The sequence below is a fragment of the Agromyces sp. H17E-10 genome, assembly GCF_022919715.1.
Taxonomy (GTDB): domain Bacteria; phylum Actinomycetota; class Actinomycetes; order Actinomycetales; family Microbacteriaceae; genus Agromyces.
Genome location: NZ_CP095042.1, coordinates 4,131,148 through 4,150,737 on the forward strand (window position 1 = coordinate 4,131,148; position 19,590 = coordinate 4,150,737).

19 protein-coding genes and 1 tRNA gene are annotated in these 19,590 nt (G+C 71.2%); 12 read left to right on the forward strand and 8 right to left on the reverse strand.

The window, feature by feature from the left end:
- Nucleotides 1–17: 17 nt before the first annotated feature.
- From MUN74_RS18630 to MUN74_RS18640, 3 genes are all read right to left on the reverse strand, one after another.
- Nucleotides 18–1,562 carry a DNA polymerase Y family protein gene (locus MUN74_RS18630; protein WP_244854095.1) on the reverse strand — a complete coding sequence of 515 codons (1,545 nt, stop codon included), beginning with the start codon at nt 1,560–1,562 and terminating at the stop codon, nt 18–20.
- A complete protein-coding gene (locus tag MUN74_RS18635) occupies nt 1,559–2,335 on the reverse strand; it encodes a hypothetical protein (RefSeq protein WP_244854096.1) in 777 nt (258 codons plus the stop codon). The genes MUN74_RS18630 and MUN74_RS18635 overlap by 4 nt, the downstream gene beginning before the upstream one ends.
- 115 nt (nt 2,336–2,450) lie before the next feature.
- A tRNA-Leu gene (locus MUN74_RS18640) sits at nt 2,451–2,535 on the reverse strand.
- Between the two features lie 157 nt (nt 2,536–2,692).
- Between MUN74_RS18640 and MUN74_RS18645 the strand changes: the two genes are divergently transcribed.
- Together MUN74_RS18645 and MUN74_RS18650 are read left to right on the forward strand one after the other, a co-directional pair.
- On the forward strand, nt 2,693–4,012 hold the full coding sequence (locus MUN74_RS18645) for a M20/M25/M40 family metallo-hydrolase (RefSeq protein ID WP_244854097.1): 1,320 nt from the start codon (nt 2,693–2,695) through the stop codon (nt 4,010–4,012).
- 88 nt (nt 4,013–4,100) lie between these two features.
- Nucleotides 4,101–4,931, forward strand: a complete 831-nt coding sequence (locus MUN74_RS18650; RefSeq protein ID WP_244854098.1) for an undecaprenyl-diphosphate phosphatase — start codon at nt 4,101–4,103, stop codon at nt 4,929–4,931.
- Between the two features lie 98 nt (nt 4,932–5,029).
- Here MUN74_RS18650 and MUN74_RS18655 read toward each other — a convergent pair whose 3' ends face one another.
- The gene (locus MUN74_RS18655; protein WP_244854099.1) at nt 5,030–5,938 is read right to left on the reverse strand and encodes a PAC2 family protein; all 909 of its coding nucleotides are present in this window, start codon (nt 5,936–5,938) and stop codon (nt 5,030–5,032) included.
- 75 nt (nt 5,939–6,013) lie between these two features.
- On the opposite strand from MUN74_RS18655, the gene MUN74_RS18660 reads away from it, so the two are divergent.
- From MUN74_RS18660 to lnt, 9 genes are all read left to right on the forward strand, one after another.
- Nucleotides 6,014–6,688: an HAD family hydrolase gene (locus tag MUN74_RS18660; RefSeq protein ID WP_244854100.1), complete on the forward strand. Its 675-nt coding sequence runs from the start codon at nt 6,014–6,016 to the stop codon at nt 6,686–6,688.
- Nucleotides 6,685–7,722, forward strand: a complete 1,038-nt coding sequence (locus tag MUN74_RS18665; RefSeq protein ID WP_244854101.1) for a tRNA (adenine-N1)-methyltransferase — start codon at nt 6,685–6,687, stop codon at nt 7,720–7,722. The genes MUN74_RS18660 and MUN74_RS18665 overlap by 4 nt, the downstream gene beginning before the upstream one ends.
- A 30-nt stretch (nt 7,723–7,752) precedes the next feature.
- Complete coding sequence (locus tag MUN74_RS18670) at nt 7,753–8,709, forward strand: FKBP-type peptidyl-prolyl cis-trans isomerase (RefSeq protein WP_244854102.1); 957 nt, start codon at nt 7,753–7,755, stop codon at nt 8,707–8,709.
- Between the two features lie 67 nt (nt 8,710–8,776).
- Nucleotides 8,777–9,790 carry a helix-turn-helix transcriptional regulator gene (locus tag MUN74_RS18675; RefSeq protein ID WP_244854103.1) on the forward strand — a complete coding sequence of 338 codons (1,014 nt, stop codon included), beginning with the start codon at nt 8,777–8,779 and terminating at the stop codon, nt 9,788–9,790.
- Nucleotides 9,787–10,779: a helix-turn-helix transcriptional regulator gene (locus tag MUN74_RS18680; RefSeq protein ID WP_244854104.1), complete on the forward strand. Its 993-nt coding sequence runs from the start codon at nt 9,787–9,789 to the stop codon at nt 10,777–10,779. Before MUN74_RS18675 ends, MUN74_RS18680 begins: the two co-directional genes overlap by 4 nt.
- Nucleotides 10,780–10,898: 119 nt before the next feature.
- The gene (gene tatA / locus MUN74_RS18685; RefSeq protein WP_244854105.1) at nt 10,899–11,117 is read left to right on the forward strand and encodes a twin-arginine translocase TatA/TatE family subunit; all 219 of its coding nucleotides are present in this window, start codon (nt 10,899–10,901) and stop codon (nt 11,115–11,117) included.
- A gap of 50 nt (nt 11,118–11,167) precedes the next feature.
- Nucleotides 11,168–11,926: a twin-arginine translocase subunit TatC gene (tatC, locus tag MUN74_RS18690; RefSeq protein ID WP_244856500.1), complete on the forward strand. Its 759-nt coding sequence runs from the start codon at nt 11,168–11,170 to the stop codon at nt 11,924–11,926.
- A gap of 29 nt (nt 11,927–11,955) precedes the next feature.
- Nucleotides 11,956–14,382, forward strand: coding sequence for a DEAD/DEAH box helicase (locus MUN74_RS18695; protein ID WP_244854106.1), 2,427 nt, complete (start codon nt 11,956–11,958; stop codon nt 14,380–14,382).
- Between the two features lie 23 nt (nt 14,383–14,405).
- The gene (gene lnt, locus MUN74_RS18700; protein ID WP_244854107.1) at nt 14,406–16,007 is read left to right on the forward strand and encodes an apolipoprotein N-acyltransferase; all 1,602 of its coding nucleotides are present in this window, start codon (nt 14,406–14,408) and stop codon (nt 16,005–16,007) included.
- Here the strand turns inward: lnt and MUN74_RS18705 are convergent.
- From MUN74_RS18705 to MUN74_RS18720, 4 genes are all read right to left on the reverse strand, one after another.
- A complete protein-coding gene (locus MUN74_RS18705) occupies nt 16,004–16,366 on the reverse strand; it encodes an RNA polymerase-binding protein RbpA (protein ID WP_244854108.1) in 363 nt (120 codons plus the stop codon). The genes lnt and MUN74_RS18705 overlap by 4 nt on opposite strands.
- Nucleotides 16,367–16,450: 84 nt before the next feature.
- Nucleotides 16,451–17,146, reverse strand: coding sequence for a glycerophosphodiester phosphodiesterase family protein (locus MUN74_RS18710; protein ID WP_244854109.1), 696 nt, complete (start codon nt 17,144–17,146; stop codon nt 16,451–16,453).
- A 66-nt stretch (nt 17,147–17,212) separates the two neighbouring features.
- Complete coding sequence (locus MUN74_RS18715; protein ID WP_244854110.1) at nt 17,213–18,190, reverse strand: SPFH domain-containing protein; 978 nt, start codon at nt 18,188–18,190, stop codon at nt 17,213–17,215.
- A complete protein-coding gene (locus MUN74_RS18720) occupies nt 18,190–18,657 on the reverse strand; it encodes an NfeD family protein (RefSeq protein WP_244856501.1) in 468 nt (155 codons plus the stop codon). Before MUN74_RS18720 ends, MUN74_RS18715 begins: the two co-directional genes overlap by 1 nt.
- A 136-nt stretch (nt 18,658–18,793) precedes the next feature.
- Between MUN74_RS18720 and MUN74_RS18725 the strand changes: the two genes are divergently transcribed.
- Complete coding sequence (locus MUN74_RS18725; protein ID WP_244854111.1) at nt 18,794–19,561, forward strand: SDR family oxidoreductase; 768 nt, start codon at nt 18,794–18,796, stop codon at nt 19,559–19,561.
- Nucleotides 19,562–19,590 lie beyond the last annotated feature (29 nt).

Sequence of the window (19,590 nt, forward strand, 5' to 3'; positions counted from 1 at the left end):
CCTCCGTGCGGTGGCCATCAGTCGTACCTCGCCTCGGCCCACCAGCCGTCGGCGTCGCGCACGAGCAGCCACGCGCAGCCGTCGTGGTCGACGAGCTGGAACCGGTGCACGCGGCGGGCGTGCTCGTCGTCCCACCAGCGCTCGACGACCGGCCACGGCCCCGCCCAGGCGCGCACCCGTGCCGGCGCGGCGCCGCCGACCGCGAACGTCTCGGGGGGCGACGAGATCGCCCCCCGCTCGTCGATCGCGACGGGCGCGCTCGCCGCGTCGAGCAGGGCGACCGGATGCCGCTCGCGGAAGACGCTCGCCGGTGCGAGCGCCGGCAGGCTGCCCGGCCACGGTGCCTCGCGTCGCTCGGGCGGGCGGTCGCCCCACGGCACGAGCACCTGCCGGTCGGCGAGCATGCGACCGCCGCCGACGGCCGCCGTGACGACGCCCTCGTGCCCGAGCATGCTCTGCACCCGGGTGAGCGCGTGGTGCACCCGCTCGTCGGGCCCGCGGCCCCAGAGGCCCTCCTCGTGGTTCGCCGTCCCGTCGACCCGTTCGGGGATCACCCGCAACGCCGTGATCGGCGAGGCGAGCCCGCTGTCGGCCGTGCCGGCACCCTGCAGCTGCCAGCGCACCCGGTCGACCACGTCGGCTGGGGTGAACCAGCGCGGATGCAGCCAGCTGCGACTCGACCGGCCACCGCGTTCGTCGTCGAGCTCGACGCGGATCGCCGTGCAGACGAGGCGGACCGCCCGCATGCGGTCGATGAACTCCTCGGCCCGCACCCGGAACGCGAAGGCGAGCTGGTCGATGCGGTCGAGCGGGGGTTCGAACTCGGCGAGCACCTCGAACTCGGGTGGCGGTGTGCGGGCAGCCACGCCGGTGGACTCGCGCCCGGCGGCCCGGTCGTGGGCGAACGCCCCGGCCGCCCCGAACCGCCGGCGCACGTCGTCGGCGGGCAGCGCCGCGAACTCGCCGAGGGTCCGCACACCGAGCCGGTTCAGCAGCACCCGGGTGCGCTCGTCGACCACGAGGCCGACGGGCAGTGGGGCGAGGAACCCGGCCGCGCCGCCCGGCTCCACGATGCCGACGTCCGGTGCGGCCCGCACCGCCCGCGCCGCCTGCTCGGCGGCGAAGGGCCCGTCGGCGACCCCGACGCGAACTTCTGGGCCGAGCTGCGTCACGGTGTCGAGCAGCGCCCGGGCCGCGGCATCCTCACCGCCGTAGTAGCGGGCCGGTCCGCGCGCACGCATCGCGAGCGTGCCCGGCCGCACGACCTGGACGCCCGGCACGGCGCCTTCGACCCGCCGCACGACGGGTTCGAAGGCCCGCACGTCGAGCACCGGGTCGTACGCCAGCACGGTGAGCGCGGGGGAGCGGTACTGCGCCTCTCGGAGCCGGAGCCCCCGTTTCACCCCGTCGCGACGTGCCGCCGCCGAACACGAGTGCACGGCACCGCGGTCGGTGAGCGCGATCGGGGCGTCGAGGTCGAGCCCGGCCTCGCGGGCGGCGGCGAACACCGGCCAGTCGGGGCACCAGAGCACGATCGAGCGGGTGGGGGAGCCGGGCATCATGCCGGCCTCCGGAACTCGCCGTGCAGCACGGGTGCGAGCCCGGGCCCGCCGGCCGACGGGGCGGCTTCGGACGACGAGAGGACGCCGGCCGGTCGGGCGGCCCCCGCCTCGGCCATCGCCGCGAACCCGAGCGACCGGTCGGGCAGCCGCAGCCGAGACCGGCGCCGCTTCACGAACGATCCCCGCCCGGCTGCGCTCACCACGACCTCGCGCTCGTCGAGCAGGCCGTGGCCGACCCCCAGCCCGTGCCACTCGCTCGCCTCGACCTCGAGGCTCGCGTCGCTGCCCGGCCAGGCGCCGGCGGCGATGAGCACGGCACCGCGCTCGCGCAGGCGGGCGGCGAGCCGGGATGCCTCGGCGGGGGCGACGCGCTCGGTCGGCCGCACCGCGACGACGGGGATGACGTCGGCGAGCGCCGCGACGACCGGCAACCACTGCCGACCCGGTTCGGGCACGAGCACGAGCCGGTCGAGGTCGATGCCGAACCGCGCGGCGGCCTCGACGCCGAACTCGGGCATACCGACGACCGCGACCCAGCGCCCGCTCGCCGACGGGGTCGCGAGCAGCGCCATCACGAGGGTGGTCGACCCGCGTGCCTCGACGACGGTGCCCTCGCGCAGGCTGCCGCCCGGCAGGAGCCCGGCGAAGGCGGGATGGGTCGGCACCGCCCGGGTGTCGAGCCGGGTCGCCTGCATTCCGTGGATGCGCGCCTGCAACTCGTCGACCCGCTCGAGGCGGGCCGTCGACGAGGAGAGGGGAGCAGCCGGCGTCACCCATCAAGTTTCGAACACATGTTCGAATGTGGCAAGTCGTCGAAACCGAACGTCCGCAACCGCCCCGAGAAACGCGAAAGGGCCGGATCTTCCGATCCGGCCCTTTCGACCCACGTGCGCGAGGGGGGACTTGAACCCCCACGCCCTATACGGGCACTAGCACCTCAAGCTAGCGCGTCTGCCAATTCCGCCACCCGCGCGTGGTTTCCGCTGATCTCTCAGCGGCCGTAGAAGACATTAGCACGGTTTCGAGAGGGCATTTGACCAAACGATCGCAGCCGGTGCCTCCCGCAGCGGAAACCCCGGATGAGACGAACGAAACTCGCGGGGGAGCCGGTACCGACTAGCGTGGAACGCATGGCCGAGGCATCCGCGAACCCCGACACCCAGCTCGATGAGACCGCGGTGATCGCCCGCGACCTCATCCGCTTCGACACCTCGAACTACGGCAACGGTCGCGCGAACGGCGAGCGCGAGGCCGCCGAGTACGTCGAAGCGCGTCTCGCCGCGCTCGGCCTCGAGCCGCGGATGTTCGAACCCGAGCCGCGCCGCACGAGCGTCGTCGCACGCGTGCCGGGGCGCAACCCCGAGAAGCCGGCACTCGTCGTGCACGGCCACCTCGACGTCGTACCCGCCGACGCACGCAACTGGAGCGTCGACCCCTTCGCGGGCGAGATCCGCGACGGCATGCTCTGGGGCAGGGGCGCCGTCGACATGAAGGACATGGACGCGATGATGCTCGCCGCCCTCGGCGACGTGCTCGCCGACGGCGGTCAGCCCGAGCGCGACCTCGTCATCGCGTTCTTCGCCGACGAGGAGGCCGGCGGGGGAGCGGGCTCCGGCTGGCTCGTCGACCACCACCCCGAGCTCTTCGCGGGCGCGACCGAGGCGATCAGCGAGGTCGGCGGCTACTCCATAACGGTCGGTGGCCGTCGCGCCTACCTGCTGCAGACGGGCGAGAAGTCCCTGCTCTGGATCAAGCTCGTCGCCCGCGGCGTCGCGGCGCACGGCTCCCGGCTCATCCGCGACAACGCGATCACGAAGCTCGCCGAGGCGATCGCGACGCTCGGTCGCACCGAGTGGCCGATGCGCCTAACCGACACGACGCGAGAACTGCTGGCCGAGATCGCCGCCGTCCTGGGCGTCGACCCCGAGCAGGTCTCGCCCGACGAGCTCGCCCTCGCGACCGGATCGGCATCGGGATTCATCACGGCGACCCTGCGCACGACGTCGAACCCGACGCTGCTGGAGGCCGGGTACAAGCACAACGTCATCCCCGACCGCGCCGAGGCGCTCGTCGACATCCGCACCCTCCCGGGCGAGGAGGAGGCGGTGCTGGCCGAGGTGCAGGCGCTCGTGGGCGACGACGTCGAGATCGAGATCGTGCACCGCGACGTCGGGCTCGAGAGCCCCACGTCGGGCAGTCTCGTCGACGCCGTCAAGCGATCACTCGAGACGCACGACCCGGGCGCGCCCGTGTTCCCGTACCTGCTGTCGGGCGGCACCGACAACAAGGCGCTCAGCCGCCTCGGTATCGCGGGCTACGGGTTCGCGCCGCTGCGCCTGCCCGAAGGCTTGGACTTCCCTGCGATGTTCCACGGCGTTGACGAGCGGGTGCCGCTCGACGCACTAGTCTTCGGTAGGCGGGTCCTTCGCGACCTGCTCCTCGAGTACTGACCGGCGAGTCGTCGGCGCAGCGGCCCGCGATCGGCCCGCGCCCGGAAGGCTTGCGCACACCTCCGACTTCCGCGGAGGCGGAAGGCGGATGCACCACGTGATCGAAGCGCTCATCCTCGGATTCGTCCAGGGCCTCACCGAGTTCCTCCCGATCTCCTCGAGCGCCCACCTGCGCATCCTCGGCGAGTTCCTCCCGGGCGCCCAGGACCCGGGCGCGGCGTTCACCGCGATCACCCAGCTCGGCACCGAGACCGCGGTCGTCGTGTTCTTCTGGCGCGACATCGTGCGCATCGTGTCGCACTGGTTCGGGTCGTTCACCGGACGGGTGCCCCGCAACGACCCCGACGCGCGCATGGGCTGGCTCATCATCATCGGCTCGATCCCCATCGTCGTGTTCGGGCTGCTGTTCCAGGACGAGATCGAGACCGTCCTGCGATCGCTCTGGATCACCGCGACGATGCTCGTCGTGTTCGGCATCATCCTCGGCCTCGCCGACTGGGCGGGAGCCAAGCGCCGCAAGCTCGACGAGCTGACCTACCCGCACGGCATCCTCTTCGGCCTCGCCCAGTCGCTCTCGCTCATCCCCGGCGTCTCCCGCTCGGGCGGCACGATCACGATGGGCCTGCTGCTCGGCTACGAGCGGGCGGCGGCCGCGCGGTACGCCTTCCTGCTCGCGATCCCGGCGGTGTTCGGCAGCGGGCTCTTCCAGCTCGTGAAGAGCCTCGACGAGCCCAGCGTCTACAGCCCGCTCGAGACCGCGGCCGCGACGGGCGTCGCGTTCCTCGTGGCGATCCTCGTGATCGCGTTCTTCATGAAGTGGATCTCGAAGCACAGCTTCCTGCCGTTCGTGATCTACCGCATCGCGCTCGGCGGGCTCATCTTCTTCCTGCTCGCGAACGGCACGCTCCAGCCCCTCTGAGGGCCATCCTGAACCGGGATGCCTCCGCCGGAGGCATCCCGATCGGACGCGCCCGCGGGCGCAGGTCACTGCATCAGCGCCGGAGGCGGCCGGACGCGTCAGGGAGCCGCAGGCCCCCGGCCGTCGGCACGTCCCTCGGGGCCGTCGCCGCGGCGGCGCAGGTAGCGCTCGAACTCCTGGGCGATCGCCTCGCCGCTCGCCTCGGGCGCGTCGACGGCGTCGCGCGCCTGCTCGAGCTGGGCGATGTAGCCCGCCATCTCCTCGTCGTCGGCGGCGAGCGCGTCGACGCCCGCCTCCCATGCCTGCGCCTCGGTCTCGAGGGTGCCGCGGGGGATCGAGAGCCCCGTCAGCTCCTCGAGCTTGCCGAGGAGGGCGAGGACGGCCTTCGGCGACGGCGCGTTGTGCACGTAGTGCGGAACGGAGGCCCACAGCGACACCGTCGGGATGCCGAGCCGCTCGGCGCGGTCGGCGAGCACGCTGAGGATGCCGACCGGTCCCTCGTAGGTGGAGCGCTCGACGCCCAGCGCTTCGCGCACCTCGGGGTTCTCGCTCGACGCGAACACGGTCAGCGGGCGCGTGTGCGGCGCGTCGGCGAGCATCGCCCCGAGCATCACCATGCCGTCGATGTCGGCCGCGAGGGCCGCGTCGATGAGCTCGGCGGCGAACGCCTTCCAGCTGCGGGCGGGTTCTGCGCCCATGAGCACGTGCAGGCCGGATGCTCCGGGGCCGGTGACCGGTTCGTCGAGGTCGCCCTCGCCGCCGCTGGGGCCGAGGACCGCCGCGCCGGGCCACTCGAGCCGGCGGACGCCGTCGTCGCCGGCGACCACGGTCGGACGGGTGAACTGGTAGTCGAAGTAGAGTTCGGGGTCGACGGCGGCGATCTCGACGAGGCCGAGCCGCTCGACGAGGAGCTTCGCGGCCCCGGTCGCCGCCTCGCCGGCGTCGTTCCATCCCTCGAAGGCGACGACGAGCAGCCTCTTGCCCTCGAATCCGGCCGGCTGAATCACTCCGCGTGCCCCGCTTCCCGCCCCGGACGCCCGGGGTCCTCTCCACAATAGGCCGTGCCCGTAGACTTGGGGGTTGTGACCACACGCCTGCCTGCCGCCGTCCTCTGGGACATGGACGGAACCCTCGTCGACACCGAACGCTACTGGATGGCCGCCGAGGAGGAGCTCGTCGAGGCGTTCGGCGGTGCCTGGACCCACGACGACGCACTCGCCCTCGTCGGCAGCGGACTGTGGGAGTCGGCCAAGGTCTTCCAGGCGAAGGGCGTCGACCTCGACGCCGACACGATCGTGAACCGCCTGACCGACCGGGTGAGCGAGATGCTCGCCGAGCACGGCGTGCCCTGGCGGCCCGGGGCGCGAGAGCTGCTCGAGGCCCTCCGCGCGGCATCCGTGCCGACCGCGCTCGTCACCATGTCGCTCCGCTCGATGGCCGACGAGATCATCTCGGCCATTCCGTTCACGGCGTTCGACGTGATCGTCACGGGAGACTCGGTCGAGCACCCCAAGCCCCACCCGCTGCCGTACCTGCAGGCCGCCGCCGAGCTCGGCGTCGACATCGCCGACTGCGTCGCGTTCGAGGACTCGCCGGCGGGACTCACGAGCGCCTACGACTCGGGCGCGATCGCCGTCGGCGTGCCGAACATCCTGGCGCTCGACGAGGTGGCGTCGACCGCGCTCTGGCCGACCCTCGAGGGGGCGACCGTCGCCGACGTCGCCGCGCTCGTCGCCGAGCGGGAGGCCGTCCGATGACCGCGAGCCGAGGCGAGCAGAGCGGCCCCTTCCGGGTCGGCGACCGCGTGCAGCTGACCGGGCCGAAGGGGCGGATGCACACGATCACGCTCGAGCCGGGCAAGCTCTTCCACTCGCACAAGGGGCCGATCGCGCACGACGACCTCATCGGCCTGCCCGACGGCTCGGTCGTCGCGAACCAGGTCGGCATCGAGTACCTGGCGCTCCGACCGCTCCTCAGCGACTTCGTGATGTCGATGCCCCGCGGTGCGGCGATCGTCTACCCGAAGGATGCGGCGCAGATCCTCGCGCAGGCCGACATCTTCCCCGGGGCGACCGTCGTCGAGGCGGGCGTCGGGTCGGGGGCGCTGTCGCTGTGGCTGCTGCGCGCGATCGGCTCGACCGGCCGCCTCTGCTCGTTCGAGCGCCGCGAGGAGTTCGCCGACGTGGCTCGCGGCAACGTCGCGACCTTCCACGGCGCCGTGCCCGAGAACTGGTCGATCACGCTCGGCGACCTCGCCGAGGTGCTGCCCGAAACGGTGGAGCCCGCGAGCGTCGACCGCGTCGTGCTCGACATGCTCGCGCCGTGGGAGTGCATCGACGAGGTGTCCCGGGCGTTGAAGCCCGGCGGTGTCGTGCTCTGCTACATCGCCACCGTCACGCAGCTTTCCCGGGTCGCCGAGGCGATCCGTGCCACGGGCCTCTACACCGAACCGCAGTCCTCGGAGACGATGGTGCGCGGCTGGCACGTGCAGGGCCTCGCCGTACGGCCCGATCACCGCATGATCGCGCACACCGGCTTCCTCATCACCGCCCGTCGGCTCGCGCCCGACACCGTGCTGCCCGAGCTCAAGCGCCGGCCGTCGAAGACCGAGTTCAGCGATGAGGACGTCGAGGCGTGGACGCCCGGCGCCCTCGGCGAGCGTCAGGTGAGCGCGAAGGCGCTGCGCAAGCGCGTCCGCGCCGCCGACGCGGCGGCCCGCAAGTCCGCGGGCGGCGACGACGGCGACGAGACCGATGCACCCGCACCCGAGGCTCCCGTCTCGGACGGGTAGGCTTTCAACGCCGCTCAGCGACCACCCCAGATGCGACCCCTGAAGAATCGAGGATCTGTGCGCTCGTCTCTCGCGCTCATCGCCACGGCCGGAATCGTCGCCGTCGCGCTCTCCGGCTGCGCCGCCCAGGCCCCCGCGCCCGGGGCGGAGCCCGGCAACTCGTCGTCGACGATCGACGTCACGGGCGACTTCGGCAAGACCCCGAAGGTCGAGTTCCCGACGCCGCTCACGCCGGAGGAGACCGAGTGCACCGAGGTCATCGAAGGGGAGGGGCCCCTGATCCAGAACGGTCAGCCCGTTGCGATTGATTTCGCGATGTACAACGGCGCGACCGGAGACCTTCTGCAGTCGAACGGGTTCGGCGACCAGGCGCCGGTTCCAGTCGTCGCCTCGGACAGCGTCGTCTTCCCCGGCTTGGCGAAGGGGCTCACGTGCGCTCGAGAAGGTTCGCGCGTCGCCATCGTCATGCCTCAGAAGGACGGGTTCGGCGAGAGCCCGCAGGCTTTGCAGCTCGGTGTCAACCCGGGCGACAGTCTCGTCTTCGTCGTCGACGTGCACCAGGCTTTCCCTGCTCGTGCGGACGGTGCACCCCAATTGACCCGCGATGGCTTCCCCGCGGTGGTACTCGCGCCAGACGGCCGTCCCGGCGTCACGGTCCCGAAGGCGGCTCCGCCGAAGCAATCCGAGGTGGAGCTCTTGAAGAGTGGCTCGGGCGAGGTCGTCGAGGACGGCGACCAGGTCATCGTGCAGTTCACCTCGGTCGACTGGAAGACGAACGAGGTTTCCGCCTCGACGTGGGAAGACGGTTCAGCAACGGGCGTCGTCGCCGGCGACGGCGGCCAGGGCGGACCGCTCCCGCCCGCGGTCACGAAGGCGCTCGTCGGCAAGAAGGCCGGCTCCCAGATCGGCGTCATCGTCGTCCCCGAGGGCGACGACGCGAGCGGTTCCGCGCAGTTCTACGTCGTCGACGTGCTCGGCGCGCTCTGAGCGTCCATCGACCCGACCGCCGGCGCCCGTTGGGCGTCGGCGGTTCAGTATGATCGCTCGTGTGGCCGTGACAGAACCCAGTGGTGCAGCGAAGGTTCCGGTCGAAGACCGGTTGTTCAGCCTCGTCCTCGCCCTCGTCGCGACCGAGACCGGGCTCCTGAAGTCCGAGATCCTCTCGACCGTCCGCGGCTATGCCGAGCGCTACGACGCCGGGGGGCAGAACGCGAACCTCGAGCGGCAGTTCGAGCGTGACAAAGACGAGATCCGCGATCTCGGCATCCCGCTCGAGACGGTCGAGTCGCCCGACCGGCCGGGCGACAACCAGTCCCTGCGCTACCGCATCCCGAAGGGGCAGTACGAACTGCCCGAGACGGTGCGGTTCAGTCCCGACGAGCTCGCCCTGCTCGGTCTCGCGGCCGAGGTCTGGCGCGAGGCATCCGTCTCGGCCGACTCGCAGCGCGCCCTCACCAAGCTGCGGTCGCTCGGCATCGAGCCGCGCGACCCCGTCATCGGCTACGCACCGCGACTCCGCGTTCGCGATGCGGCCTTCGAGCCGCTCCGCCAGGCGCTCGATCGCCGGCAGACGGTTCGCTTCCGCTATTTCAAGCCGGGGGAGCGGGAGCCGCGCCTGCGCACCGTCGACCCGCTCGCGGTCGTGCTCCATGAGGGCCGCTGGCACCTGCACGCCCGCGACCGGGCGGTCGACGAGCCCCGCACGTTCCTGCTCTCCCGCATCGTGGGCGACGTGGAGTTCGTCGCGGGCTCGACGTTCGACGCCCCGCCGCCCGGCATCCAGGACCGGGTGATCGCCGAGCTCGACGCCCTGCGGCTCGCGAACGTCGCCGACCTCGCGGTGACCGCGGGCAGCGACGCCGAGATCCGCCTCGGCAAGCGGGCCGTCGAGGGCGATGAGGACGCGGGGGTCATCCGCCTGCACTACACCGACGAGGCGGTGCTCGCCGACGAACTCGCGGCCTACGGCCCCGAGGTCCGCGTGCTCGCGCCCGCGACCCTGCGCGAAGCGGTGCGCGACCGGCTCCGACTCGTCGCCGAGGCGCATCGCGAGGGAGCCGCCCGATGAACGAACCCCGCCGCAAGCCGCTGAAGGCCTCCGACAAGCTCGTCTTCCTGCTCTCGCTCGTGCCGTACCTGCTCGAGCAGCAGGTCGTCGACGTACCCGACGCCGCGGCGCACTTCGGCGTCTCCGACGAGGAGATCCGCGAGGCCGTGCGCCTCATCGCGACGTCGGGCCTCCCGGGTGCCACCGGCACGTACCAGCCGAACGACCTGTTCGACATCGACTGGGACGCCTTCGAGGACGACGACGTCATCGTGATCGTGCACCACGTCGCCATCGACGACGCCCCGCGACTGTCGGCCCGCGAGGCGGCGGCGCTGATCGCCGGCCTCCAGTACCTCTCGGCGCTGCCCGAGAACGCCGGCAGTGCGTCGCTCGGCGCGCTCATGCAGAAGCTCACCGCGGGCGCCTCCGCGGCGCCGAGCCGCATCGCCGTCGCCGAGTCCGCGAGCAACGGGTCGCTCGCGATCATCCGCGAGGCCGTCGCAGGCGGCCGTCAGCTCGAGTTCGACTACCGCAACGCGGTCGGCGTCGCGGGCCGGCGACGCGTCGACCCGCTGCGCATCCTCTCGCAGGACGCCGACTGGTACCTGCAGGCCTACTGCCACACGCGTGAGGACGTGCGCAACTTCCGGGTCGACCGCATGAGCGGGCTGGTCGTCAGCGACCTGCCGATCGACGAGCATGCCGAGGCCGAGGTCCCCGACACCCTGTTCCAGGGCTCGGAGAGCGACTTCGACGTGGTCGTCGACGCGGTGCCCGAGGCGCTGCCGCTGCTCGCCGACTACCTCGCCGACTCGAAGACCGAAGCGGTCGACGGTCGGCTCAGGGTCACGCTCCGCCTCGCGCACGTGCACGGGCTCAAGCGCCTCGTCGCCGGTCTTCCGGGACTCGTGACGGTCGTCTCGCCCGCCGAAGCGCGAGCAGCGGTCGCCGGGTGGGCCGACGCGGGGCTCGCAGGCTACGCTGGCCAGGAGACATCCGACCACTGAGCCAGGAGTACCCCGACGAACGGAGCGGTTCGTCGGGGCATCCGTCCACAGGTAGGATCTCGCAGCAACCTCCGGCAGGTAGACTGTCGCCAACATCCCCCGAGAACGGACGAAAACCTATGTGGCAAGGCTTCACCGGTTGGCACGCGCTGATCATCCTCGTGGTCATCCTGCTGCTGTTCGGCGCCCCCAAGCTTCCGGCCCTCGCCCGCAGCCTCGGGCAGTCGATGAAGATTCTGAAGACCGAGGTGCGCAGCGACAAGGGCGACGGCGACGCGGCCGCCGCCGGTGACGAGGCGCCGAAGTCCGAAGAGTCGGATTCCGGCAAGAGCGCCTGACCTCGATGACCGCGGTGAAAGATCGCGGGGAGAAGAACCGCGAGAAGCGCATGTCGCTCGGCGCGCACCTCATCGAGCTGCGCAAGCGCCTCTTCATCTCGGCGATCGCGATCGTCGTGGGCATGGTCGCCGGCTGGGTACTGACCGACCTCTACGTCTGGGACGCGATCCAGGAGCCGGTCGCGCGCGTGGCCGAGGCCCGCGGACAGGACGCCGAGACGGCGATCGTCTTCCCGACGATCTCGAGCGCCTTCGACCTGCGCCTGCAGATCGCCTTGACGTTGGGCCTCGTGATCTCGAGCCCGGTGTGGCTGTACCAGGTGTTCGCGTTCCTGGTCCCCGGCCTCAACAAGAAGGAGCGGAGCTTCACGCTCGCGTTCTTCGCGACCGCGATCCCGTTGTTCTTCGCCGGCTGCGCGGCCGGATGGTTCGTGCTGCCGAACATCGTGAAGCTCATGACGAGCTTCGTGCCCGAGGGGGCGATGTCGCTGCTCACGGCGAAGGAGTACATCGACTTCGTGCTGAAGCTCGTGATCGCGATCGGCATCGCCTTCGTGGTGCCCGTGTTCATCGTGCTGCTGAACTTCGCCGGCGTCATCAGCGCGGCGTCGATCATCAAGTCGTGGCGGGTCGCGATCCTCGTGATCGTGCTCTTCACGGCGATCGCGACCCCGTCGGCCGACATCGTCTCGATGTTCATGCTCGCGATCCCGATGATCGTGCTGTACTTCGCGGCGTGGTTCATCGCGAACCTGCACGACAAGCGGGTCGCGCGTCGCAACCTCGCCGAGTTCGGAGAGGCCGTCTGAGGCCCGACGCTGTCTAGGCTGGAGAGGTGATGAGCCTCTCGCCGGCCGAACGCTACGCGCGGTCGCGCCAACAACGTCGGCAGCCTCGGCTCGCCGAGTTCGCAGCTGCGACCCGATTCGATCTCGACCCGTTCCAGAGCGCGGCCTGTGCCGCCCTCGACGAGGGGCGCAGCGTCCTCGTCGCGGCGCCCACGGGCGCGGGCAAGACGGTCGTCGCCGAGTTCGCCGTGCACCTCGCCATGCAGGAGCAGGGTGCCAAGGTCTTCTACACGACGCCGATCAAGGCGCTCTCCAACCAGAAGTACCAGGAGTTCTGCGACGCCTGGGGCGCCGACCAGGTCGGCCTCCTCACGGGCGACACCAACGTGAACTCGGGCGCCCGCATCGTCGTCATGACGACCGAGGTGCTGCGCAACATGCTCTACGCCGACTCGCCGCTGCTCGACCGGCTCGCGTACGTCGTGATGGACGAGGTGCACTACCTCGCCGACCGGTTCCGCGGCGCGGTCTGGGAGGAGGTCATCATCCACCTTCCCGAGGCCGTCCGACTCGTCTCGCTCAGCGCGACCGTGTCGAACGCCGAGGAGTTCGGTGACTGGCTGCAGGCGGTGCGCGGCGACACCGAGGTGATCGTCTCCGAAGACCGCCCGGTGCCGCTCGAGCAGCACGTGCTCGTGCGGTCGAAGCTCGTCGACCTGTTCGACTCATCGGGGCAGGCGGCGACCCACCGGGTGAACCCCGAACTCAAGCAGCTGGCACGCGCCGGCGGCCGATCGATCGGTTCGCGTTCGCAGCGCGGGCGCCGCGGCGGCGACCGCGGGCGCTTCCACCAGGCCGACAAGGGCGGTCGGCTCGAACGCTCGGAGGTCGTCGCGCTCCTGCAGGGCAAGAACCTGCTGCCCGCGATCGTCTTCATCTTCTCGCGCGCAGGGTGCGACCAGGCGGTCCGCCAGGTGCTGCGCAGCGGCATCCGGCTCACCGAGGGGCACGAGCGCGCCGAGATCCGGGCGATCGTCGAGGAGCGGGCGCGGATGCTCCGCGACGAGGATCTCGCGGTGCTCGGTTACTGGGAGTGGCTCGAGGGCCTCGAGCGGGGCGTCGCGGCCCACCACGCGGGCATGCTGCCGGCGTTCAAGGAGATCGTCGAGGAGCTCTTCCAGAAGAAGCTGTTGAAGGTGGTGTTCGCGACCGAGACGCTCGCGCTCGGCGTCAACATGCCGGCGCGCTCGGTCGTGCTCGAGAAGCTCGAGAAGTTCAACGGCGAGGCGAGGGTGCCGATCACGCCGGGGGAGTACACCCAGCTGACCGGGCGTGCCGGCCGGCGCGGCATCGACATCGAGGGGCACTCGGTCATCCAGTGGGTTGACGGGCTCGACCCCGAGTCGGTCGCGGCGCTCGCCTCGCGACGCAGCTATCCGCTCAACTCGAGCTTCCGTCCGACCTACAACATGGCCGTCAACCTGGTCGACCAGTTCGGACGCGAGCGCACCCGGCAGATCCTCGAGCTGTCCTTCGCCCAGTTCCAGGCCGACCGCGCGGTCGTCGACCTCGCCCGTACGCTCCGGAAGCAGGAGGAGTCGATGGCCGGGTACGAGGAGGCGATGCGCTGCCACCTCGGCGACTTCGGCGAGTACGCGGGCATCCGCCGTGAGATCGGGCGGCTCGAGCGGCAATCCTCCAAGGGCAACCCGACCGCAGCCGCTCGCGAACGCCTGCAGCGCGAGCTCGGCACCGCCCGCAAGCGGCTGCGCGCGCATCCCTGTCACGGATGCGCCGAGCGCGAGTCGCACGCCCGCTGGGCCGAACGCTGGTGGCGTCTGAAGCAGGAGCACGACGACCTGTCGCGCCAGATCCGCAGCCGCACGGGCCAGGTCGCCAAGCGGTTCGATCGTGTGTCGGACGTGCTCTCGGAGCTCGGCTACCTCGAGTCCGATGCACGCGGACAACTCGTGTCGACGCCGGCGGGGCGCGTGCTCAAGCGCATCTACGGCGAGCGCGACCTGCTCGTCGCCGAGTGCCTGCGCCGCGGGCTCTGGGACGGCCTCGACGTCCCGGGCATCGCCGCGATGGCCGCATCCCTCGTCTACGAACCGCGACGCGACGATCGCGGGGTCGAGTACCGGCTGCCGCGTCGCGGCTTCCGGGAGGCCTTCGACCGGACGCTCGACGTCTGGAGCACCCTCGACGACCTCGAACGCGACCACCGCCTGCCGAGCAGCGAGCAGCCGTCGCCGGCGCTCGCCTCGGCCATGCACGGCTGGGCGAGGGGCGGCGCGCTCGCGAACGTGCTCGACGACACCGAACTCGCGGCGGGCGACTTCGTCCGCCTGACGAAGCAGGTCATCGATCTGCTCGACCAGATCTCGATCGTCGCCGAGGCCGAGCTCGCCACGACGGCGCGAGCGGCGATCGACGCGGTGCGCCGGGGGGTGGTGGCGTACGGCGCGGCCGCGTGACTCCGGTCGCTTAGGCTGATCTGGTGCCATCCACGCCCGCGCGCCGCCGTCTCCTGCCGCTGCCGTTGTGGGCGGCGGTCGTCGTCGCCGCCATCGGCGGCGTCGTGTACGACCTCGGCTTCCCCGACGTCTCGGCGTGGCCCCTCGCGTTCGTGGGCATCGCCCTCGCACTCGTCACGCTGATCGGCCGACGAGCCTGGAGCGCGGCACTCGTCGGATTCGTCTTCGGACTCGCGTTCTACCTCCAGCACGTGTCGTGGACCTCGCTCTACCTCGGCCCGATCCCATGGCTCGCGCTGTCGATCTTCGAGTCGTTCTTCATGGCGGGCGGCGCGGTGCTCATCACGCTCGCGTATCGCTGGGTGCCGCATGCGAGTGCATCGCGTTGGGTGCGACTGATCTGGCTGCCGCTGCTCGTCGCCGGGCTCTGGATCGTCCGCGAGACGGCCGCCGGCACGTTGCCGTACGGCGGCTTCCCCTGGGGGCGCGCGGCGCTCAGCCAGTCCCAGAGCCCGTTCGCCGAGGTGGTGGCGTGGATCGGTTCGACCGGGCTCGGGTTCGTCATGGTCGCCCTTGTCGCCGGCGTCATCGAGTGGGTCCGGCTCCGCGGATGGCGAGACCTCCGCACCGCCATCCCGGTCGCCGCGCTGCTGGTGGTCGCGGTCGTCGTGCCGGCCTTCCCGACCACGCCGGCCGGCGAACTCAGGGTCGCCAGCGTGCAGGGCAACGGTCCGGCAGGGTATTTCGACGAGCGCGAACCGGGCGACGTGCTCTCAAAGCAGCTGGCCGCGACGGAGCCCGTGCTCGACGAGCCCGGCATCGACGTGCTGCTGTGGCCCGAGGGCGGTTCCGACATCGATCCGACGCGGAGCGCCGCCGCAGCGGGGGTCTTCGACACCCTCGGCGAGCGCCTCGACGCGCCGATCGTGCTCAACACCGTCACGACGCGCGACGACGAGTACTTCAACACCTCACTGCTCTGGCGGTCGGGCGAGGGGGCCGTCGACAGCTACGACAAGCGGCATCCGGTGCCGTTCGGCGAGTACATCCCCGACCGGTGGTTCTACGATGCGATCGTGCCCGACCTGACCGGACTCGTGCAACGCGGCTACTCGCCCGGCGTGAACTCGCCGGTGTTCGACCTTGGAGCGGCCGTCGCGGGCCTCGCGATCTGCTTCGACGTCATCTACGACGACGTGATCTGGCAGGGAGCCCGCGAGGGCGCCGAGCTCTACATGTTCCAGACCAACAACGCCGACTTCCGCGGCACCGACGAGAACCAGCAGCAGCTCGCCATCGCCCGCCTGCGGGCGATCGAGACCGGACGGTCGGTCGTGAACATCTCGACCGTCGGCACGAGCCAGGTCATCGACCCGTCGGGGCGCACGATCGACTCCCTCCCGGCCTACGAGGCGGGTGCGATGGTGACCGACGTCGAACTCCGGCACGGGCTCACGCCGTCGGTCGTCCTCGGCTCGTGGGTCGCGATCGTGATCGTGCTCGGATCGATCGCCGGCCTCATCGCGGCGGGCGTGCTCGCGCGGCAGCGCTCGGGTCGCACAGAACTCACGAGGTCGAACGCGACCGGCGCGTCAGCCGACGGCGACGGCGACGCGAAGGACTAGGCGCCGACCTTCTGGCCGCGGCGGGCCCGGAGGTACTGGAGTCGCTCCTCGAGCAGCTCCTCGAGCTCGGGAATGGTACGGCGCTCGAGCAGCATGTCCCAGTGGGTGCGGGCGACCTTCTCGCCCGAGCGGTCGATCTCGACCGGCTTCGAGTCGACGAGCAGCACGGCCGATGCACCGCAGTGGCGGCACTCCCACGTCTCGGGGATCTCGGCCTCGGTCGAGAAGACCATCGTCGTGTCTCGTCCACAGGTCTCGCACTGGTAGGTGTACTCAGCGCGGTCGGCGAACACCACGCCGTCTTCGCTCTGCAGGCTCTGCGCACCGATCCGCATGCCCCGAAGGCTCCGATCCGCCATGGCGTTCTCCTCTCGATCGTCTGACAGTCTCAACGATCAAGCTGGGCGTTCCCTTTCCGAAGCCTGAAGTTTCGCGGGGAATTCTCAGCTTCGTTCGGCGATCACCTGCATGGCGAGGTCGGCGCGATCGGTGACGAGCCCGTCGACGCCGAGGTCGAGCAGCCGCACCATGTCGCGAGGGTCGTTGACGGTCCAGACGTGCACCTCGGCACCGAGCGTGTGCGCGGTGTCGACGAGCTGTCGCGTCACGAGCCGGAGCGGCCCCGTGCGCTCGGGGATCTGGAGGGCGCGCGCGCCGCGCAGAGCCCGCGACGCGAGCGTGCCGGCGTGCGCGAACGAGGAGAGACGGAACCCCAGCACGCCCGTCGCCCCGACCGAGCTGACCGCGTCGGGGACGAGGCGCGCCAGCTGCCGACGACGGCGGTCGGAGAAGCTCGTGACGAGCACGCGCTCCGACGATCGGGTGCGGGTGACCGCCGCGACGGTCGCCTCGACGGCGCGCTGGTCTTTCACGTCGATGTTGAACCTGGCGTCGGGAAACGCGTCCAGTGCCTCCTCGAGCGAGGGCAGCCCCTGCCCGTGGCCGAGGTCGATGCGCCGGAGCTCGGCCATCGTCAACTGGGCGACCGACACCTCACGGCCGGCGACGCGAGCGAGCGACTCGTCGTGCGCGATCACCGAGACGTCGTCGTGCGTCGCCCGCACATCGGTCTCGATGTAGCGGGCTCCGGCGGCGACCGCCTTCGCGAAGGCGAGGAGCGTGTTCTCCGGTGCATCCACCGCGAGCCCCCGGTGCGCCAGCACACGGGGGCCCGGAAGATCGAAGTACGACGACGCCACGTGCGATCAGGCCTGCGGGAACGGTCCGGCCGGCGGACGCGGGTCGCTGCCCGTGGCCGGCGGCGTCTGCGCGGCAGCGCCCGGAACCGGGGGGATCCCGCCGCCTCCGGGGGTGAACGCGCGTCCGATGCCCTTGAGCGCCTCGGTGAGCTCGCTCGGGATCACCCAGAGCTTGTTCGCGTCGCCCTGGGCGAGCTGGGGGAGCATCTGCAGGTACTGGTAGCCGAGCAGCTTCGGGTCGGGGTCGCCCTTGTGGATCGCGTCGAAGACCGTGAGGATCGCCTCGGCCTCGCCCTGAGCGCGCAGGACGGCCGCCTTCGCGTCGCCCTCGGCCTGGAGGATCGCGGCCTGCCGCTCGCCCTCCGCCGTGAGGATGGCGGACTGCTTCGTGCCCTCGGCGGTGAGGATGAGCGCGCGGCGGTCGCGCTCGGCGCGCATCTGCTTCTCCATCGAGTCCTGGATGGAGATGGGCGGGTCGATCGCCTTGAGCTCGACCCGCGACACGCGGATGCCCCACTTGCCGGTCGCCTCGTCGAGCACGACGCGCAGCTGGCCGTTGATGTTGTCGCGCGAGGTGAGCGCCTCCTCGAGGTTCAGCCCGCCGACCACGTTGCGGAGCGTCGTCGTGGTGAGCTGCTCGACCGCGCCGAGGTAGTTCGCGATCTCGTAGGTCGCGGCACGTGCGTCGGTCACCTGGAAGTAGACGACCGTGTCGATCGAGACGACGAGGTTGTCTTCGGTGATCACCGGCTGCGGCGGGAACGACACGACCTGTTCGCGCATGTCGACGAGCGGGCGCAGCCGGTCGATGAACGGCACGAGCAGGTTGAGGCCGGGGGTGAGCGTCTTGTGGTAGCGGCCGAGCCGCTCGACGATGCCCGCGTACGCCTGCGGGATGATCCTGATCGAACGTGCGATGACGACGATGACGAAGATGACGATCGCGATGACGACGACCGTCACGATGATGCTGGGCACATCCATTACTCGGTGGTGCTCCTCTCTACCGGCACGACGACCGCCGTCGCGCCATCGATGGCGGTGACGAGCACGCGCTCGCCGACCGGTACGTCAGCCTGCTCGGTCGCGGGCGAGAGCCTCGCCGTCCAGGTCTCGCCGTTCTGCAGACGGACCTGGCCGCCCGCACCGCCGACGGTCAGCACGACCGTTCCCTCCGCCCCGATCAGGGCGTCGATGTTGCTTCGCGTCGGGTCGCCGCCGCGTCGCAGCGCACGCAGCAGGGGCGGCCGCAGCACGAGCATGAGCGCGACCGCGACGACCGCGGCGATGATGAACTGCGCCCACCACGGAATGCCGAACAGCCCCGAGAGCAGGCCCGCGACGCTGCCGAGTGCGAGCATCAGGAACGTCATCTCGAGGGTGAACACCTCGATCGTCGCGAACGCCAGGATCAGGACCAGCCAGACGATCCACGCGTACTGGGTCAGCACATCCAAATCGGGTCTCCTTCGCACGCGGTCGGCTTCTCTCGAAACTAGCAGTGCCCGGCGCGGCATGGGGGAGTTGATAGTCTCGGTTCGGCCGCGCGGGCCGACCCCGCGGCGCCCAGACCATCGAGGAGCCTCCGTGACCAACCCACTCGCCCCCGGATCGCTCGCCGGCCGCGTCGCACTCGTGACCGGTTCGTCGCGCGGCATCGGCGCCGACACCGCCCGCTACCTCGCCGAGGCCGGCGCCTCCGTCGTCGTGAACTACCGCAGCAAGGCGCCGCGCGCCGACAAGGTCGTCGCCGAGATCACCGCGGCCGGCGGCACGGCGATCGCCGTCGGCGCCGACCTGACCGACCCCGAGTCGGTCGCGGCGATGTTCGAGCGCACCGTCGCCGAGCTCGGGCCGATCGATGTGCTCGTGCTCAACGCCTCGGGCGGCATGGAGACCGGCCTCGGCGAGGACTACGCGATGCGCCTCAACCGCGACGCCCAGGTGAACGTCGTCGAGGGCGCGCTGCCGCACCTCGCCGAGGGTGCCCGCATCGTGTTCGTGACGAGCCACCAGGCGCACTTCATCCGCACCACTCCGACCATGCCCGAGTACGAGCCCGTCGCCCTTTCGAAGCGCGCCGGTGAGGACGCGCTCCGCGCCAAGCTGCCCGAGTTCGACGCTGCGGGCGTCGAGTTCGTGGTCGTCTCGGGCGACATGATCGAGGGCACGATCACCGCGACGCTCCTCGAGCGGGCGAACCCCGGCGCGATCGACGCCCGCAAGCAGGACGCGGGCCGGCTCTACAACGTCGCCGAGTTCGCCGCCGAGGTCGCCTCGGCGGTCGCGGACCCGATCCCCGCCGAGCACACCCGCTACGTCGGCGACATCTCGGGCTTCGCGAAGGAAGCCTGACCGCGTAACGCCCCGCACGACGAAGAAGG

Bases quoted from the DNA above. Each gene is read 5' to 3' on its own strand.
- tatC (WP_244856500.1), top strand. From the start codon at position 11,168: ATGTCGCTCGGCGCGCACCTCATCGAGCTGCGCAAGCGCCTCTTCATC.
- tatA (WP_244854105.1), top strand. From the start codon at position 10,899: ATGTGGCAAGGCTTCACCGGTTGGCACGCGCTGATCATCCTCGTGGTC.
- MUN74_RS18695 (WP_244854106.1), top strand. From the start codon at position 11,956: ATGAGCCTCTCGCCGGCCGAACGCTACGCGCGGTCGCGCCAACAACGT.
- MUN74_RS18705 (WP_244854108.1), bottom strand. From the start codon at position 16,366: ATGGCGGATCGGAGCCTTCGGGGCATGCGGATCGGTGCGCAGAGCCTG.
- MUN74_RS18665 (WP_244854101.1), top strand. From the start codon at position 6,685: ATGACCGCGAGCCGAGGCGAGCAGAGCGGCCCCTTCCGGGTCGGCGAC.
- MUN74_RS18680 (WP_244854104.1), top strand. From the start codon at position 9,787: ATGAACGAACCCCGCCGCAAGCCGCTGAAGGCCTCCGACAAGCTCGTC.
- MUN74_RS18630 (WP_244854095.1), bottom strand. From the start codon at position 1,562: ATGATGCCCGGCTCCCCCACCCGCTCGATCGTGCTCTGGTGCCCCGAC.
- MUN74_RS18650 (WP_244854098.1), top strand. From the start codon at position 4,101: ATGCACCACGTGATCGAAGCGCTCATCCTCGGATTCGTCCAGGGCCTC.
- MUN74_RS18645 (WP_244854097.1), top strand. From the start codon at position 2,693: ATGGCCGAGGCATCCGCGAACCCCGACACCCAGCTCGATGAGACCGCG.
- MUN74_RS18670 (WP_244854102.1), top strand. From the start codon at position 7,753: ATGCGACCCCTGAAGAATCGAGGATCTGTGCGCTCGTCTCTCGCGCTC.
- MUN74_RS18715 (WP_244854110.1), bottom strand. From the start codon at position 18,190: ATGGATGTGCCCAGCATCATCGTGACGGTCGTCGTCATCGCGATCGTC.